The 16779-nt window shown below is 70.5% G+C and carries 16 protein-coding genes; 12 read left to right on the top strand and 4 right to left on the bottom strand.

What is annotated here, in order from left to right:
* The first annotated feature begins 88 nt into the window (after positions 1–88).
* Positions 89–3136, top strand: a complete 3048-nt coding sequence (locus AB0B64_RS33320; RefSeq protein WP_358182147.1) for a hypothetical protein — start codon at positions 89–91, stop codon at positions 3134–3136.
* A gap of 2 nt (positions 3137–3138) precedes the next feature.
* On the opposite strand, the gene AB0B64_RS33315 is transcribed toward AB0B64_RS33320, so the two are convergent.
* Entirely contained in the window at positions 3139–4659 is a 1521-nt protein-coding gene (locus AB0B64_RS33315; RefSeq protein ID WP_358182144.1) for an alpha/beta hydrolase, read from the bottom strand.
* Between the two features lie 91 nt (positions 4660–4750).
* Positions 4751–4966, bottom strand: coding sequence for a DUF2530 domain-containing protein (locus AB0B64_RS33310; protein ID WP_225300771.1), 216 nt, complete (start codon positions 4964–4966; stop codon positions 4751–4753).
* A gap of 82 nt (positions 4967–5048) precedes the next feature.
* On the opposite strand from AB0B64_RS33310, the gene AB0B64_RS33305 reads away from it, so the two are divergent.
* From AB0B64_RS33305 to thpR, 4 genes are all read left to right on the top strand, one after another.
* Positions 5049–6491, top strand: coding sequence for an NCS2 family permease (locus tag AB0B64_RS33305; RefSeq protein ID WP_358182142.1), 1443 nt, complete (start codon positions 5049–5051; stop codon positions 6489–6491).
* Positions 6492–6606: 115 nt separating this feature from the next.
* Complete coding sequence (locus AB0B64_RS33300) at positions 6607–7059, top strand: MarR family transcriptional regulator (protein WP_357957941.1); 453 nt, start codon at positions 6607–6609, stop codon at positions 7057–7059.
* Between the two features lie 23 nt (positions 7060–7082).
* The gene (locus tag AB0B64_RS33295) at positions 7083–8309 is read left to right on the top strand and encodes an MFS transporter (RefSeq protein WP_357957939.1); all 1227 of its coding nucleotides are present in this window, start codon (positions 7083–7085) and stop codon (positions 8307–8309) included.
* 22 nt (positions 8310–8331) lie between these two features.
* Positions 8332–8889: an RNA 2',3'-cyclic phosphodiesterase gene (thpR, locus tag AB0B64_RS33290; RefSeq protein WP_357957937.1), complete on the top strand. Its 558-nt coding sequence runs from the start codon at positions 8332–8334 to the stop codon at positions 8887–8889.
* Between the two features lie 95 nt (positions 8890–8984).
* Here the strand turns inward: thpR and AB0B64_RS33285 are convergent, their stop codons facing one another.
* Positions 8985–9953: an aldo/keto reductase gene (locus AB0B64_RS33285; RefSeq protein WP_358182139.1), complete on the bottom strand. Its 969-nt coding sequence runs from the start codon at positions 9951–9953 to the stop codon at positions 8985–8987.
* A gap of 91 nt (positions 9954–10044) precedes the next feature.
* On the opposite strand from AB0B64_RS33285, the gene AB0B64_RS33280 reads away from it, so the two are divergent.
* Both AB0B64_RS33280 and AB0B64_RS33275 read left to right on the top strand, forming a co-directional pair.
* Entirely contained in the window at positions 10045–11319 is a 1275-nt protein-coding gene (locus tag AB0B64_RS33280) for an MATE family efflux transporter (RefSeq protein WP_358182136.1), read from the top strand.
* A 7-nt stretch (positions 11320–11326) separates the two neighbouring features.
* Positions 11327–12337, top strand: coding sequence for a hypothetical protein (locus AB0B64_RS33275; protein ID WP_358182133.1), 1011 nt, complete (start codon positions 11327–11329; stop codon positions 12335–12337).
* Between the two features lie 57 nt (positions 12338–12394).
* On the opposite strand, the gene AB0B64_RS33270 is transcribed toward AB0B64_RS33275, so the two are convergent.
* Entirely contained in the window at positions 12395–12766 is a 372-nt protein-coding gene (locus tag AB0B64_RS33270; protein WP_357957930.1) for a hypothetical protein, read from the bottom strand.
* Between the two features lie 87 nt (positions 12767–12853).
* On the opposite strand from AB0B64_RS33270, the gene AB0B64_RS33265 reads away from it, so the two are divergent.
* From AB0B64_RS33265 to lhgO, 5 genes are all read left to right on the top strand, one after another.
* Positions 12854–13759, top strand: a complete 906-nt coding sequence (locus AB0B64_RS33265) for an NAD(P)H-binding protein (protein ID WP_358182130.1) — start codon at positions 12854–12856, stop codon at positions 13757–13759.
* Positions 13760–13903: 144 nt separating this feature from the next.
* Positions 13904–14341 (top strand): VOC family protein, encoded by a 438-nt coding sequence (locus tag AB0B64_RS33260; RefSeq protein ID WP_358182186.1) that lies wholly within the window; start codon positions 13904–13906, stop codon positions 14339–14341.
* Between the two features lie 36 nt (positions 14342–14377).
* A complete protein-coding gene (locus AB0B64_RS33255; RefSeq protein WP_357957927.1) occupies positions 14378–14545 on the top strand; it encodes a hypothetical protein in 168 nt (55 codons plus the stop codon).
* Positions 14546–14590: 45 nt separating this feature from the next.
* Positions 14591–15580 (top strand): NAD-dependent epimerase/dehydratase family protein, encoded by a 990-nt coding sequence (locus AB0B64_RS33250; RefSeq protein WP_358182127.1) that lies wholly within the window; start codon positions 14591–14593, stop codon positions 15578–15580.
* Positions 15577–16767, top strand: a complete 1191-nt coding sequence (gene lhgO / locus AB0B64_RS33245) for an L-2-hydroxyglutarate oxidase (RefSeq protein WP_358182124.1) — start codon at positions 15577–15579, stop codon at positions 16765–16767. Before AB0B64_RS33250 ends, lhgO begins: the two co-directional genes overlap by 4 nt.
* Positions 16768–16779: the final 12 nt, after the last annotated feature.

Below are 16779 nucleotides of genomic sequence, written 5' to 3'. Positions count from 1 at the left end.
GTGAGGGCCGCTAGCCTACGGTGGCCCCCCTCGGCGGACCCCGGACATGTGCCGGAGCCCGCCCCACCAGCGACCAGGATCGTGACAGATGACCGACACCTTTGGCACCGACCGGACGCGGGCCGCAGTGCTCGCCGCGTGGACGGCCTCGACCGCCCGATTCCGCGAGGACGCCAACGCCGAGGAAGACTTCGCCCTCGGCGGCTACCGCGACCGGCTCATCGTGGAGCTCGCCCAGAACGCCGCCGACGCGGCGCTGCGCGCGGGCGTGCCAGGGGTGCTCCGGCTGACGTTGCGCGACGACGTCCTGACCGCCGCCAACACGGGCGCCCCGCTCGACGCGACCGGCGTCGAGGGTCTGTCGACGCTGCGTGTCTCCGGCAAGCGGGACGAAGCGGGTGCCGCCGGCCGGTTCGGCGTCGGGTTCGCCGCGGTCGTGTCTGTCTGTGATGAGCCGTCGATCGGCTCGCGCGAGACGGGCGCCGCCCGCTGGTCGCGCGCTGAGACGGCCGCCGTGGTGGCCTCGGTGCCGGAGCTCGCCGCCGAGCTCGGCTCGCGCGGCGGCCATGTCCCGCTGCTGCGCCTGCCGTTCGAGGCCGAGCCGCTTGACGTGCCGCAGGGCTTCGACACGCTCGTACGCCTGCCGCTGCGTGACGCCGCCTCGGTCGCGGCGGTCCGGCGCATGCTGGCCGAGACCAGCCCCGCGCTGCTGCTCGGCATGCCCGCGCTGACGAGCATCGAGATCGACCTCGACGGCTCGGAACGCCGGGTGACGGCCGACGGGTGGCACCTGGTGTCGGAGTCGGGTGAGTTCGCTCCCGACGAGGTGGCGGCCCTGTTCGCCGACCGGCCCACCGAAGAGCGTGCCCGCCCTTACTGGTCGCTGCGCTGGGCCGTGCGCGTCGCCGACACGGAGCCCGTCCCGCTGCCCGCCGGGGTGCCGCCGGTGGTGCACGCGCCGACGCCGAGCGACGAGCCGCTCGACCTGCCGGCCCTGCTCATCGCGTCGTTCCCGATGGCCACCGACCGGCGGCACGTGGCCAAGGGGCCGCTGACCGATTTCCTGGTCGAGCGGGCCGCCGACGCCTATGTCAGGCTGCTCGGCGAGCTGCCGCGTACCCCCAAGCTCCTCGACCTCGTCCCCGCCCTGATGGGCAAGGGCGAGCTCGACGCCCGCATCCGGCGGGCCATCTTGCAGCGCCTGCCAGCCACCCCGCTGCTCCCGGCCCTGTCCGCGCCCGCTCCGGCCGTGCAGACGCCGTCGTTCGCCGAGGCCGAGGTCTATGAGCCCGACGCCGAGTGGCAGGTCGAGCACCCGGCCAGGGAGCCGCACGAGGACGGCTGGCTCGTCGCCGGCCAGGAGGCGGCCGTGGTCGCTGGGTCGGGTGATCTGCTGGCGGCGATCGCCGACTTCGTCCCCGGCCTGCTGCCCGCCGGGTGGCCCGCCCGGCACCCGGCGATGGCCTCGCTCGGTGTGCGCCGGGTCGAGCTGGCCGAGGTCGTCGACCTGCTGTCCGGTGAGGCGGTCGAGGCGCGGGAGCCGTCGTGGTGGCGCTCGCTGTATGAGGTGCTGCCGGCCGATGACCCCGAGTCGCTGGGCGCGCTGCCGGTGCCGCTGGCCGACGGTCGGCTGGTCCGTGGCCCGCGCGGCACCCTCATCCTCGACCTGGGCGGCACCCGCCTGGCCTCGGCTCGGGACGGGCTCGACCTGACGCCTCTGGGGCTGCGGATCGTGCACCCGGACGCGGCGCACGCGGCGCTGCTGCGGCTCGGCGCCGCCGAGGCCACGCCACGGACGATCCTCGAAGACCCGATCACCAAGGCCGCCGTCGCCCAGTCCCTCGACAGCGCCGACTCCGAGCCCGTGGCGAAGGCCGTGCTCTCCCTGGTGGAGGCCGCCTCGCTGGTGCCGGGCGAGGCGCCGTGGCTGGCCGAGCTGGCGCTGCGCGGCAGCGATGGCGATCTTTACGCGGCGGGCGAGCTGATGCTGGCCGACGGCGCGCTGGCCGGCCTGCTGGAGCCTGACACGCACCTCGGGGTGGTCGCGCCGGAGCTGGTGGAGACCTACGGCTCCCGGGTGCTCGAAGCCGTGGGCGTGCTCGACGGGTTCGCCGTGGCGCACGACTCCGACGTGCTGCTCGATCACGACGACTGCGACCACGACCTCGACGGCGAGGACGACTGGCTCGACCACGTGCTCGACCTGCTGCCTGAGCTCGAACTGCCGCCCGTGGTGCCGGACTTCGCCGCGGTGCGTGACCTGGAGCTGGTCGCCGACTGGCCCGCCGCGCTGGCGCTGCTGACCAGACCGCCGCTGCGGGCCGCTCTGCACCCGCTGCGGGTCGAGGGCGTCGAGGTGCCGTCCTACACGGCGTGGTGGCTGGCCAACCACCCCGTGCTGGACGGGCGGCGGCCACGGGAGCTGCGGCTGCCCGGTGCCGACCCGCTGCTCCAAGGCCTCTATGGTGACGCGCCCGGCGGGCTCGACCCGGTGGCGCTGGGGATGCTCGGCGTACGCACCACGCTGGCCGAGCTGCTGGCCGGCCACGGCGGTCCCGAAGAGCTGCTCGACCTGATGGCCGACGAGTCCATCGAGGTCGACCGGGCCCAGTTGCGGGCCCTGTGGATCGCGCTGGCGGCCGTCGAGCCGGCGCGGGTGGCCCCACCTTCGCGGGTGCGGGCCGTGCTCGGTGGCGACATCGTGGTGGCCGCGGCCGACGACGCCGTCGTGGTGGAGGCCCCCGACCTGCTCCAGCTCGTCACCGACCGGCCTCTGGTGCTGGCCCCCTACGACCTGGCCGAGTCGCTGTCCGAGCTGCTCGACCTGCCGCTGGCCGGCGAGCTGGCCCAGGGCGAGGTCACGTCCGAGGGCGAGACCCGCCCCGTGCCGCCAGAGGTGCGCTCTCTGCTCCCGACGGCTCCCGAGACCTACGTCGAGCACGAGAAGCTGCTGGTCGACGGCGTCGCCTGCACGTGGCGCTTCTTCGAGGGCTCCGTGCACTGCACCGGTCTCGACGGCCTGGCACGCGGCCTGGCCTGGGCGACGGGCCAGTGGAACGACCGGCTCGCCGTGGCCGCGCTGCTGCACGACCCCACGGCCGTGCCGCTCCTGCTGGCCGAAGCCGACCTGTCGTAGGTTCACGCCGCCGGGCAGGTGGCGTTCGCGCCGGGGGACTTGCCGGTGAGGAAGTAGGCGTCGACCAGGCGGCTGACGCAGCTGCTGCCGCTCAGGTAGGCGCCGTGCCCCTCGCCCTCGTACGTGACCAGGACCCCGGTCTTGAGCTGGGCGGCGAGCTTGGGCGCCCACGCGTACGGCGTGGCGGGATCGCCCTTGCCGCCGATCACGAGGATGGGGGCGGAGCCGGTGGCGTCGATCTTCTTGGACTCGTCGCTGCCGGGCGCCGGCCAGTGCGCGCAGATCGCGCCGAGACCCCCGGAGCGCATGAGCGGGAAGATCTTGGCGGTCTCGCGTTCGACCTGGTCGATCTCGGCGGGGCTCGGCCGTTCGGCGCTGTCCACGCAGTCGATCGCCAGGACGCTGGTCATCAGCGTCGAGTACGTCCCGTCGGCCTTGCGGCCGTTGTAGGAGTCGGCCAGGGCGAGCAGCTGCGTGCCGTCTCCCTTGGTCGCGGCGGTGGCCGCCTGCTCCAGCATCGGCCAGCTGAGCTTGGCGTAGAGGGCGGCCAGGACGCCGGTGGTCGCCAGGCCCTTCGTGAGCTCCCGGTCGGCCACCTTGAGGGGCTTGTCGCGCAGGCCGGACAGCAGCGTCTCGACGCTCTTCCGTACGGCCGCGGGGTCGGCGCCCAGGTCGCAGCCCTGCTTCACGCAGTCGGCGGCGAACGCCTCGAACGCCTGCTTGAAGCCGGCCGTCTGCGTCTTCGCGCGCTCGGCGAAGCTGACGGTCGGGTCGAGGGCGCCGTCGAGGACGAACCGGCCGACGTTCTTGGGGTACTGGGTGGCGTACACGGCGCCGAGGTGGGTGCCGTACGACATGCCGAAGTAGTTGAGCCGTTCGTCGCCCAGCGCGGCGCGGATGCGGTCGAGGTCGCGCGCGGCGTTCACGGTGCCGACGTGGGGCAGGAGCTTGCCGGAGTCCTTGGCGCAGGAGGCCCCGAACTCCTTGGCGGCCTGGTCCATCTCGTCGCTCGCGGGGTCCAGGGAGATCCACTTCTCGACGCTGCCGCACTTGACGGGCGCGCTGCGCTCGACGCCGCGCGGGTCGAAGCTGACCAGGTCATAGCTCGCGCCCAGGCCGGCGAAGATCTTGGCGGTCATGGGCAACAGATCGACTCCCGAGCCGCCGGGGCCGCCGAAGTTGAACACCAGCGAGCCGAGCCGGTCGCCGGAGGCCTTGACGCGGATCAGCGCCAGGTCGATCTGCTCGCCGTCCTGCTTGGCGTAGTCGAGCGGCACCGCGAGCTTGCCGCACTCGACGGCCGGGTCGGGCGCGGCGGGTTTGCCGTCGGGGCCGGTCAGGTCGGTGCACGGGCTCCAGGCGACGCTGCTGGAGCCCTTCGCCGTCTGGGCAGGCTTCGTGGCGGTGCTCGTCGTCGGCTGCTCCGCCGACCCGCTGGTGGGCTTGGCGGCGGAGCAGCCCGCGAGGGTGGCGCTCGCGAGGGTCACCGCGCACAAGAGCGAGGGAAATGACGTCTTCTTCATGCCTCAAGCATGATCAGCCGGCTTTTTCCCAGGTAGTGGGGTAAAACAGCACTTTCCAATGACTTCGGGGATCGGCCGGAGGTGACGAATGTCAGCTCCGGGACGCTCGCCTGTGCACGTACCAGAGGCCGAGCAGCCCGAGCCCGACTCCGGCGACGCAGGTCCAGATCCACCACGACTGCTCGGCGGCCGGGCGGAAGATCAGTAGCGCGACCAGCGCGAGCGCCCACGCGACCGTGCCCACGGCGACCGCCGCGACGTCGTTGGTCTCGATCGGCTCCGGGTCGGGACGCCATTCCTGCTTCACGGGATCCAGCCTAGCTTCCAATCGGGTCTCGATCCGATCACCGCCACTTTTCGCAGATGACGCAAACTGTCACTGTTCGCCCGTGAGTGACACAAGTAGCGGTATCGACAGGTTCTTCGCAATCTCCGCACGAGGCTCGACGATCTCCCGTGAGATCCGCGGCGGGCTGGCCACGTTCTTCACGATGGCCTACATCGTCGTGCTGAACCCGATCATCATCGCCAACGGCAAGGATGTCCAGGAGCAGTTCATCGGCGACGGCTCGTCGCCCAACCTGCCCCTCGTGGCGGCGGGCACGGCGTTCGTGGCGGGCGTGCTGACCATCCTCATGGGGGTGATCGGCCGGGTGCCCTTCGCCATGGCGGCCGGGTTGGGGCTCAACGCCTTCGTGACCTTCAACATCGCCTCGGTGATGAGCTGGGAAGAGGCCATGGGGCTGGTCTTCCTGGAGGGCATCATCATCGGCATCCTGGTGTTGACCGGTTTCCGGGTGGCGGTGTTCAACGCCATCCCGGCCCAGCTCAAGACCGCCATCAGCGTCGGCATCGGGTTGTTCATCGCGCTGATCGGCTTCGTGGACGCCGGCTTCGTGCGCCGGGTGCCCGCGGGGCCGCCGCTGGAGATGGGCATCCACAACACCCTGACCTCCTGGCCGATCTTCGTCTTCGTCGTCGGGTTGCTCGTGACGGCGGCACTGGTGGCCCGCAAGGTCAAGGGCGCGATCCTGATCGGCATCATAGGCACCACGGTGCTGGCGATCATCGTGGAGTCGATCGCGAAGGCCGGCCAGGTCTCCGACAAGAACCCCGGCGGCTGGATGCTGAACGTGCCCACACTGCCGGACCAGATCATCGGCTTCCACAACCCGCTGGTGCTGTTCAAGGAGTTCGACCCGTTCGGCGCGTTCAGTCGGGTCTCGGTGATCCTGGCGGTGCTGTTCGTCTTCACGCTGCTCATCACCGACTTCTTCGACACGATGGGCACGATCGTCGGGGTCGGCCGCCAGGCCGGTCTGGTCGACGCCAGCGGGATGCTGCCGCGCACCCGGGAGATCCTGCTCGTCGACTCGCTCGGCGCGGCGGCCGGTGGCGCGGGCTCGGTCTCGTCGAACACCACCTACATCGAGTCGGCCGCGGGGGTCGGCGAGGGCGCGCGGACGGGCCTGGCCAGCGTGGTCACCGGCCTGCTCTTCCTGGTGGCGATCTTCTTCGCGCCGCTGGTCACGGTCGTGCCGTACGAGGCGGCCGCGCCCGCGCTGATCGTGGTGGGCTTCCTGATGATGACCTCGATCCGTGAGATCGATTTCACGGACTACGAGATCGCCATCCCGGCGTTCCTCACCATCGTGGTCATGCCGTTCACGTACTCGATCTCGAACGGCATCGGCGCCGGCTTCATCAGCTACGTGCTGATCAAGATCGTCCGTGGCAAGGTACGGGAGATCCACCCTCTGCTGTGGGTAGTCATGGGCCTGTTCGTGATCTACTTCGCGCTCGGCCCGATCAGGGTACTTTTCGGGGTCTGATGCCTGGTGAGGCCGTCTGCGCATGGGAGGCGGCCTCCGGGTATCAAGGAGTGAGACGAGAAGTGAGGTAGGGAAATAACGTGGAATGCCCTATAGTTAGCAAAGGTAATGACTCATGCTAACCAAGAACCAGTCCCAGATAAACCTGCGCAGCGACGCAGGCCTGGCCACAGCCCTGCGCGTGTCGCTGGCGCGGCTGACCAGGCGGCTACGACGACAAGCGGCGGCGCACTCGCTGACTCCCACGCAGTTCGCGACCCTCGCCGCGGTGGAACGGCATTCCGCGATAACCCCCGGCGAATTGGCCGAGCTCGAGAAGGTGCAACCCCCCTCGATGACTCGCGTGATCGCCGCGCTAGAGGAACGCGGTCTGGTGTCGCGCACACCGCACCCGACCGACCGGCGACAGGTGACCGTGACCGTGACCGAGGCCGCCCAGAAACTGCTGAAGGAGGAACGACGTCTCAAGGAAGCGTGGCTGAGCCAGCGCTTGAGGGATCTGACCGCGGAGGAGCGGGCGATCCTCAGGCAGGCGGCGCCGATTCTGGAGAAACTCAGCAGGATCTAGAGCCTGAAGAACCCAAGACCGGGATGTTCCGGTCTCTCAGGGTACGTAACTACCGCATGTTCGCAGCCGGTGGCGCGGTGTCCAACGTCGGCGGCTGGCTGCAACGCACCGCCCAAGACTGGCTGGTGCTCGATCTGACCCATGGCAGCGCGGCGGCCCTAGGCACGGCGACCGCGCTGCAGTTCCTGCCGATGCTGCTGTTCGGGCTCTTCGGCGGCGTGCTGGCCGACCGCTACCCCAAACGGCCGATCCTCATCGTGGCGCAGTCGCTCATGGCCGTGCTCGCCCTGGTCATCGGCGTACTGACGGTGACGGGCAGCGCCCAGGTGTGGCACGTCTACGTGATGGCGTTCACGCTGGGTGTGATCTCCTGCGTCGAGGTGCCGACCAGGCAGGCGTTCGTGGTCGAGATGGTGGGCCGCCGGGATCTGTCCAACGCGATCGCGCTCAACAGCTCCATCTTCAACCTGGCCCGCGTCGTGGGACCGGCGATCGCCGGTGTGCTGATCTTCCTGTTCGGGGGCACGGGACCGCTCTTCCTGATCAACGCGGTCACGTTCGCCGCGGTGATCTCCAGCCTGATCTTCATGCGGAAGTCCGAGCTGAACCTCTCCGTACCGGTGCCGAGAGCCAAGGGCCAGCTCCGCGAAGGGCTGAGCTATGTGCTGCATCGCGAAGAGCTGCTGATGCCGGTGCTGCTGATCGGGTTCGTGTCGATGTTCTCCCAGTCGTTCTCGATGTCGATCGCGCTCATGGCCCGCGAGGTCTTCAAGGCCGGCGCCTCGTCGTTCGGCCTGGCCTCCAGCATGTTCGCCGTCGGCGCGCTGGGCGGGGCGCTGCTCGCCGCCCGCCGGGCCCGGCCGTCACGCCGCATGCTGATCGCCGGAGCCATCGGGTTCGGACTGTTCCAGATCGCCACCGGGCTGGCCCCGGTCTACCCGGTGTACCTGCTGCTGCTGATCCCCACCGGCATCGCGCTGATCACGATCAACACGGCCGCGAACGCGAGCGTCCAGCTCGCCACCGCACCGGACATGCGCGGCCGCGTCATGGGCATCTACATGCTCGTCTTCACCGGTGGCGCGCCCGTCGGCGCCCCGCTGGTCGGCTGGCTGTCGGAGCTGGGCGGACCCAGGACGGGCGTCATGCTCTCCGGACTGCTGGTGCTGGTCGGCACGGGCGTCGCGGTGATGCTGACGAGGCTGATCAGCGCCCGTGTTGTGGGCGAGCCGGTGCTGGCGGTCGCCTGAGCACATTGGAGAATCGGGTGGCATGAGGTTATTCGCCGCACTGATGCCGCCCGATGAGGTGCTCGACGAGATCGAACGCGCCATCGCGCCGCATGTCGGGCAGGTGCCGGGCCTGCGCTGGCCGGACCGCGCCACCTGGCACATCACGCTGGGCTTCTTCGGCGAGGTGCCCGAGCACGTCCTGCCGGAGCTGCAGGTACGGCTGGCCCGCGCCGTGGCTCGGCATGCCAGCCTGGACCTGGCCTTCACCGGGTTCGGGGCGTTCTCGTCCGCCCGCCGGGCCAGGGTGTTCTGGGCCGGGCTCTCCGGTGACTCGATGATCCGGCTGTCGGAGTCGGTCAGAGCGGGCGCCCGCCGGGCGGGGGCCGTACAGACCGACGACAAGCACTTCCACCCGCATCTGACGCTCGCGCGGGCGAAGACGGAGATGGACCTCCGCCCGCTCGTCGAGTCGCTGTCGGAATTCAGCGGCTCGACATGGCGGGCGAAAGCCGTCCATCTCGTACGTAGCCATCAAGGGGCACAGATGAGGTACGAGTCACTCGCACAATGGGATCTGGCACCCATCGGGCGCGATTAGGCTCCAGAATGTGGACCGTCCTCGCCCTTGGCTGCTGCCCGTCGTGCTCGGCCTCCTGCTGCTGATCGTCGTGATCGGCGCCCTGCTGGCCTGAGTTACCAGGCGTAGTCCTCCGGCGCCGGACGGTGGCCGGGGAAGATCTCGTCGAGGCGGGCCAGCGCCTGCTCGTCCAGCTCGATCTCCAGAGTGCGCAGGCTGCCGTTGAGCTGCTCCTGCGTGCGCGGGCCGATGATCGGGGCGGTGACCGCGGGCTGCTTCAGGAGCCAGGCCAGCGCCACGTACGCGGGGTCCTCGCCGAGTTCGTCGCAGAACTTCTCGTACTGCTCGATCTTGTCGCGGTGCTTCTCGAGCTCCGTGACCATGCGGTCGGCGGCCGACCGGCCCTTGTCGATCTTGCGCAGCACGCCGCCCAGCAGGCCGCCGGCCAGCGGGCTCCACGGGATCACGCCGAGGCCGTATTCCTGGCTCGCGGGCAGTACCTCCAGCTCGACCGCGCGGGTGAGCAGGTTGTAGTGGCTCTGCTCGCTGACGAGCCCGATCGAGTTGCGCCGGGCCGCGGACTCCTGGGCCTTGGCGATGTGCCAGCCCGCGAAGTTGGACGATCCCACGTAGAGGATCTTGCCCTGCTGCTTCAGGACGTCCATGGCCTCCCAGAACTCGTCGAACGGCGTGTTCCGGTCGACGTGGTGGGCCTGGTAGATGTCGATGTAGTCGGTCTGCATGCGCTTGAGCGAGGCGTCGCAGGCCCGGCGGATGTTCAGCGCGGACAGCAGGTTCTCGTTGGGCCAGTCGCCCATCGCGCCGTAGAGCTTGGTCGCGATGACCGTCTTCTCCCGGCGACCTCCGCCCTTGGCGAACCAACGGCCGACGATCTGCTCGGTGATCCCCTCGCCCTGCTTCCAGCCGTACACGTTGGCCGTGTCGAAGAAGTTGATGCCCAGCTCATGGGCCCTGTCCATGATCGCGAAGGAGTCTTCCTCCGTGGTCAGCGGGCCGAAGTTCATGGTGCCCAGGCAGAGTGGACTGACCCGGAGGCCACTGCGTCCGAGGTTCACATAATCCATGAACTCCACCCTAAATACCTGGAGTGCACTCCAGGCTAGTAGGGGTCGCACGAATGCCTGGAGCGCCCTCCAGGCTAGTAGGGTCGGTCGGGTGAACTTGGGCCTGCTTCGCGCGGCGGTGCCCCTGTTCCTCTCCATGGTCACCACTACGGTCGGCGCTCTGGTGGTCACTTCCGTGCTCGGCAGGCACGCCACCGTCACGCTGGCCGCCTTCGCGGTCGTGTCGGCAGTCCTGAACCCCGCCTCCGCCGCTGTCGTGGGCGCGCTCCGCGGGCTCGCGCCGTTCGTCGCGCCGTACAAGGACTCGCCTGCGGCGGCCGTGCCGATCCTGCGTGACGCGCGCTGGCTCGCCTTGCTCGTGGGTACGGCCGGCGCGCTCGCGGTGCTGTGCGTGCCCCTGCTCGCCCGCGCCACCGGGGCGCCCGCCGAGGTCGTGGCCGAACTGGGGCCGCTGCCCTGGCTCCTGGCGCTCTATCTGCTGGTCTTCGCCTCGGGTGGTGGGGCCAACACCGTGCTCGTGGCGCTCGGCCGCAGCCGCCAGGTCCTCTGGTCCAGCCTGGCGGCCAGTGCCGCGATGGTCGGCGGCACGGTCGCTCTGGTGCCGCCGCTGGGCCTCACCGGCGTGGGCGTCGCCTGGCTGCTGTCGGGTGTCGCGGGTGTGGTCGTCTCGAACCTCTGCCTGCGCCGCGCCCTCGGAACGCGTGTCGGCCAGGGTCGGCCGCGGATCAGGGAGATCGTCCGGCTCGGCCGGGTGAGCATCCCGCTGGCCGGGACGGTTCTGATCAAGTTCGGGGGTCTCGGGGTCGTCACCTTCGCCGCGAGCGCGACCGGCACCCGTGACGTGGCCGCCCATGCGGTGCTGAGCACGCTCACCGGGTTCATCATGCTGGCCTCGATCTCCGTGGCGCAGGCGTCGGTGCCCGAGGTGGCCAGGGCCCGGGACGTGACGCAGGCGCGCCGGGCCAACCGGGCCGCGGCCCTGCTCGCCCTGACGGGGACGGCTGTCGCGGCGGCCGTGCTGCTCGGGCTCGGCGACTCGGCGCTCGGGCTGTTCAGCGATGACGCGAGCGTACGAGAGCGGGTCGCGGCGCTGCTGCCGCTGATGCTGCTGGCCTCGACGGCCGACGGGGCGCAGGCGGTTCAGGGCATCGGGCTCACCGCGCTCAAGCGGTCGGGGGCCAGCCTGATCTATTTCGCCGTCGGTTACGGGGTGATGGTGGCCGTGGCCGCACCTGTGGCCGCCGCCTGGGGGCTCGTCGGGTTGTGGTGGCTCATGGCGGTGACCAACGGGGTGCTGGTCGTGCTGCAGGGCACCGGATTTCATCGGCACAGCGCTACCGTGGGCGCGGCGTCCGTTGGGGCATGATGGCGGGGTGGGGGATGTTGTGATTCGTACGGCCGCCGGGGTTATCGCGGCCTTCATCGTGTTCGTTCCGGCAAATGCGGCCTTCGCCGATGACGGCGAGAAGAAACTGTTCACGTTCAAGGACGCGCGGATCACCGAGTCGAGCGGGCTGGCCGTGTCGCCGACGAAGGAAGGCGTCTTCTACACGCACAATGACAGCTCGGCGGCGCCGACGTTCTACGCGGTGGGTTCCGATGGGCGGACCCGGGCGACGTACCGGCTCCAGGGGGCGCAGGCCCGTGACTGGGAGGCGATGGCCGCGAGCAAGGACCCCGCCACGGGGCGCGGGGTGCTGTGGTTCGCCGACATCGGCGACAACCTGGACGGGGCTTGGCCGAACGTCTCCATCTACAAGGTCATGGAGCCGGAGACGCTGCGGGACGCCACCCTTCCGGCGGTCCGCTACCGGTTCCGCTACGCGGACGGCGCCAGGAACGCCGAGGGCATCATGGTCAACCCGGTGACCGGGCGGCTCTTCGTGGTGTCGAAGGAGTTCTCCGGGTCGGTCTACCAGGCGCCCAAGAAGCTCAGGAGCGACCGGGTCAACGTGCTCCGCAAGGTGGGGACGGCTCCGATCATGGCGACGGACGCGGCGTACGCGCCTGATGGCAGCTCGTACGTGATCCGTACGTACTTCTCGGCCACGGTCTTCCGGCCCTCGGGTGAGTCGATCACCAGGGTGTCGATGCCGGAGCTGAAACAGGCCGAGTCCATCGCCTACACGCGCGATGGCAAGAGCCTGCTGACCGGCTCGGAGGGCGTGCGCAGCCCGGTCTACCAGGTGGCGCTGCCCGCGGCCGCGTTACCGGCCGCCACTCCGTCCAGTTCGCCGTCCCACCGGCCGAAGACGACCGCGACGCCGTCCGCCCGGCCGGTGGCGGCGGCCAAGGGGCTCAGCGCGCGTGACGTCCTGATCTGGCTGGCGGCCGCCGCGGGCGCCAGCGGCATCATCGCGGCGATCGCCCGCCGCACTCGGTAGGCACGGTCGGCGGTCGCATCCTGTAGGCGCGGTCGGTGGTTGCCCGGTGGGCGCGCGTCATGGACGGCGCATCGTGGCGGTGAAGAGGTCGCCGCGGAGGGCGCGTTCGACCACCGCGATCGAGCGGGACAGACGCACGAGCCGGGGCCCCTCCTCGCGGTAGGCGTCCAGGACCGCCTCGATCGCGTGGGGCGGCAGGTGGCCCTTGAGGTCGACCGCGGCGCCCCGGTAGCCGGCGCGGGCCGCCTCGATCGCCGCGCCGACGTGGTGGCTCGCCATCCTGGCCAGCGCGATCGGGTGGCGGCGGAGCACTTCGTAGGCGCGGTAGTCGGGCGGCACCGCGTCGAGCAGCCAGGCCACTGCCGAGGTCTCCCAATCGGGGACGCTGGGCGGGCGGACCTCGGGCGGCCACTCTGGCGGGAGATACATGACGCCATCGTACTCACGTTCGATTTGTCAGTGTAGTGGTGGCTTTACCTGGGGTAACGCCGCAGCGGTAGGAAAGGGGAACGGCTGATGGTCGCCAGCGATCTTGTTCTCGTCGCCGGGGTCGGTGGGGTGGGCCGCACGGTCCTTGAGCGGCTGCGCGCGCAGGACGTACCGGTGCGGGCGATGGTCCGTCGTGACGACGAACGGGCGGCTGAATTGCGTGCGCTCGGCGCGGAGGTGGTCGTCGGCGATCTGACCCGGCCCGAGACCGTCGCGGCCGCGCTGGAGAGTGCCGGACGGATGTACTTCGGGATGCCCGTGTCGCCGGACCATCTGCTGGCGGCGACCGTGGTGGCCACCGTGGCGCGGGAGTACGGGGACCTGACCGGCCTGGTCGACATGTCACAGATGACGGTGTCGCAGATGACCGCCATCAGCACCGCCCAGTCGCACCAGCAGCGGCTGCACTGGCTGGCGGAGCAGGTGCTGAACTGGTCCGGCCTGCCGGTGGTGCACATCCGGCCGACGGCGTTCCTGGACAATCCGCTGTTCACCACGTTGGCGGCGCGTTCGATCCGGGAGCGCGGCACGATCGAGCTGCCGTTCGGCACCGGGCGTACGTCGCCGATCGCCGTGGCCGACGTCGCCCGGGTGGTAGCCACCGTGCTCCGCGATCCGGCTCCGCACGTCGGGCACGTCTATGAGCTGACCGGGCCGCGCACGGTCGACATGACGGAGATGGCGGAGGAGTTCTCACGGGCGTTGGGGCGTCCGGTGGCCTATGTGGATGTGCCCCTGGAGCGGTGGTGGGCCGAGGTGCTCGCGAAGGCGGGCCTGCCGCCGCACACCGCGCAGCACATCGCCACCATGGCCCGGCTGCACCGCGAGAACCGCTATGACCGCGCGTCCGACGATGTCGAACGCCTTACGGGCGTGCCCGCCGAGACGATCGAGGCGTTCGTGGCCGCGCGCAGGGACTTCTACCTGGGCTGAGCCGTTCCGTATTGGGGAGCGACGACCGCTTACCGATAGTTGACGCTGCCGTTCCTGGACTTAGCCGGTGACCTGCGCGAATGTGGAGAGAACGACCCCCCATGCCATGACAGCAGCCAACGGGGAGGATCCGCCGCTGTGGACATGAAGCTTGAGGTCGTGGTGGTGCCGGTCGCCGATGTCGACCGGACCAAGGACTTCTACAAGGCGCTCGGGTGGCGGGAGGACGCCGACGTCGCCGTCGGCGCGGACTTCCGGGTGGTGCAGCTGACTCCGCCCGGCTCGCCGTGCTCGATCATCTTCGGCACCGGGGTCACCTCGGCCGCGCCGGGTTCGACGCAGGGCCTGCATCTGATCGTCGACGACATCGAGGCGGCACGGGCCGAGCTCGCCGAGCGCGGGATCGACGTGGCTGAGGTGTTCCACGACGCGGGCGGGGTGTTCCACCGCGCCGGGACCGAGGGACGGGTGCCGGGTCCGGACCCGGACCGCCAGAGCTACGGCTCCTACACCTCCTTCAGTGACCCTGACGGCAACGGCTGGATACTCCAGGAGGTCACCACCCGCCTTCCGGGCCGCTGAGCCCGGATGGCCGGCCTCACGAAAGGAGGCGCCAAGATGCAGGTGACGTATAGCTCGGTGGCCGAGGTGGCTGATGCCCTGCGCCGTGCGGAGGCCGCGCATGGCCAGTACGAGCAGGAGCTCGGGCACGCCGACCCCGACTGGCCGGCCTGGTACGCCCAGTACATGGCCGACGAGCAGGCCAGGGACGCCGCCGCCCGTTGACCAGAAGGTTGATGGATCGCCCAAGTAAGCGCTAGCTTCCTTGGCATGCGCGTCCTGGTCAGCGGTGCCTCGGGGTTCGTCGGCTCGCACGCGGTCACGGCCCTGGTCGCGGCCGGTCATGAGCCATGCCTTCTGGCGAGAAATCCGGAGAAAGTACGTCGGGTCCTGGGTGCCGGGGACTGGGTGATCCGGCAGGGGGACATTCGTGACGCGCCGGCCGTACGGGCCGCTCTGGAGGGGTGTGACGCGGTGCTGCACGCCGCCGCCGACATGGGGGTCACCGGTCACGGGGCGGACCTGCGCGGGTCCAACGTCGTCGGGCTGCGCAACGTGCTCGGGCAGGCCGCCGAGCTGGGGCTGGATCCGATCGTGCACGTCTCCACGATCGCGGTGTTCGTGCCGCCCACCGAGCCGTTCATCACCGCCGACAGCCCGCTGGCCAGCCCCAGGAACGCCTACGGCCGGTCCAAGGTCGAAGGCGAGCGGTACGCCAGGGAGCTCGGCGGCGTGACCATCGTCTATCCGGGCGGCATCATCGGGCCGGGCCAGCCGACGCTCGACGCGCTCAACGAGGGGCTCCGCGCGGGCCTGCGGTGGGGCTGGCCGATCGTGCCAGGTGGGGTGGGCGTGCTGGACGTCCGGGATCTGGCCGTCGCGCTGGCCCGCTGTCTCACTCCCGGCCGCCGGGACCGCCGCTACCTGCTTGGGGGACATTTCCTGACCTGGAGGCAGTTGGCCGCCATATGCGCGGAGGTGACGGGACGGGCGGGCCTGACCTACCGGATGCCCGGTGGCCTGCTGCGCGGGATGGCCGCGACGCTCGACGGGCTCAAGCGGCTGGCGCCCATCGACTACCCCCTCACCCGTGACGCGGCCGACTTCATGCTCACCCTGGTCCCCACCGACGACGGCCCCGCGCTCAAGGACCTCGGCCTCACCCTGCGCCCGGTGGAAGACACCGTTTCGGATACATTGCGGTGGTTGACCGCTGAAGGCCACCTGGATCCCGCCAGAATCGGCAAACTGGCGCTGTGACAGAGAAGATCGGTGTCATCGGGGCCGGCATCGTCGGCCTGGCGGTCGCCCGCGAGCTCGCCACCACGCGGGGTGCCGAGGTGACGGTCCTCGAAAAGGAGGACCGCGTCGGCGCGCACCAGACCGGACACAACAGCGGCGTCGTCCACGCGGGCATCTATTACCCGCCGGGCTCGCTCAAGGCCAGGCTCTGCCGTGAGGGCGTGGCGCTGCTCAAGGAGTACTGCACTCACCACCACCTGCCGTACGAGGAGGTCGGGAAGCTGGTCGTGGCCTCCACCAGCGCGGAGCGGCCACGGCTCGCGGCGCTGGCGGAGCGGGCCAGGGCGAATGGCGTGCCCGGCATCACCGAGCTGGACGCGCTCGGCCTGCGCGAGATCGAGCCGCACGCCATCGGCGTCGGCGCGGTCCACTCGCCGCACACCGCGATCGCCGACTTCCCCGCCGTCGCGCGCCGGCTGGCGCTCGACGTGGCCGAGCTGGGCGGTTCGGTACGGCTGGAACACCCGGTCAGGGCGATCAGGGAGACCGCCGGGAGCGTCGAGGTGCTGGCCGCCGGTCGGCGCTTCGCCTTCGACCGGCTGGTGATCTGCGCCGGGCTGGGCACCGACGCGGTGGCCCGGATGGCGGGCCGGCCGGGCGACATCAGGATCGTGCCGTTCAGAGGCGAGTACTACGCGCTCGACGGCGCGGCCAGGGATCTCGTGCGCGGCCTGATCTACCCGGTGCCCGACCCCCGTTACCCGTTCCTCGGCGTCCACCTGACCAGGCACATCGACGGCGAGGTCCTGGTCGGGCCGAACGCGGTGCTCGCGCTCGCGTACGAGGGCTACCGGGGTTACAACCTCCGTAATTCATGGCAGATTCTGCGCTGGCCGGGCACCATGCGCATGGCCCGGCAGCACTGGCGCACCGGGCTCAAGGAGGTGCACGGCTCGCTGGTCAAGGGGGCCTTCGTCCGGGCCGCGCGCCGCTACGTGCCCGAGCTCACCGCCTCCGACCTGCGGCGAACCGAGGGCGGGGTACGCGCCCAGGCCGTGGCGAAGGACGGCCGGCTGGTCGACGACTTCGCCGTGGACGTGGAAGGCAGGGTCGTGCTGGTACGCAACGCGCCGTCCCCCGCGGCCACCTCCAGCCTGGCGATTGCTCGGCACATCTCCGGAATTGTCCCAGCACTCGTTCGGTGAGGGCATCCTTGG

The organism is Nonomuraea sp. NPDC049129, assembly GCF_040648495.1.
Classification (GTDB): Bacteria; Actinomycetota; Actinomycetes; order Streptosporangiales; family Streptosporangiaceae; genus Nonomuraea.
Note: the sequence above shows the minus strand (reverse complement) of the source record. Positions and strands in the feature narration are given on the sequence as shown.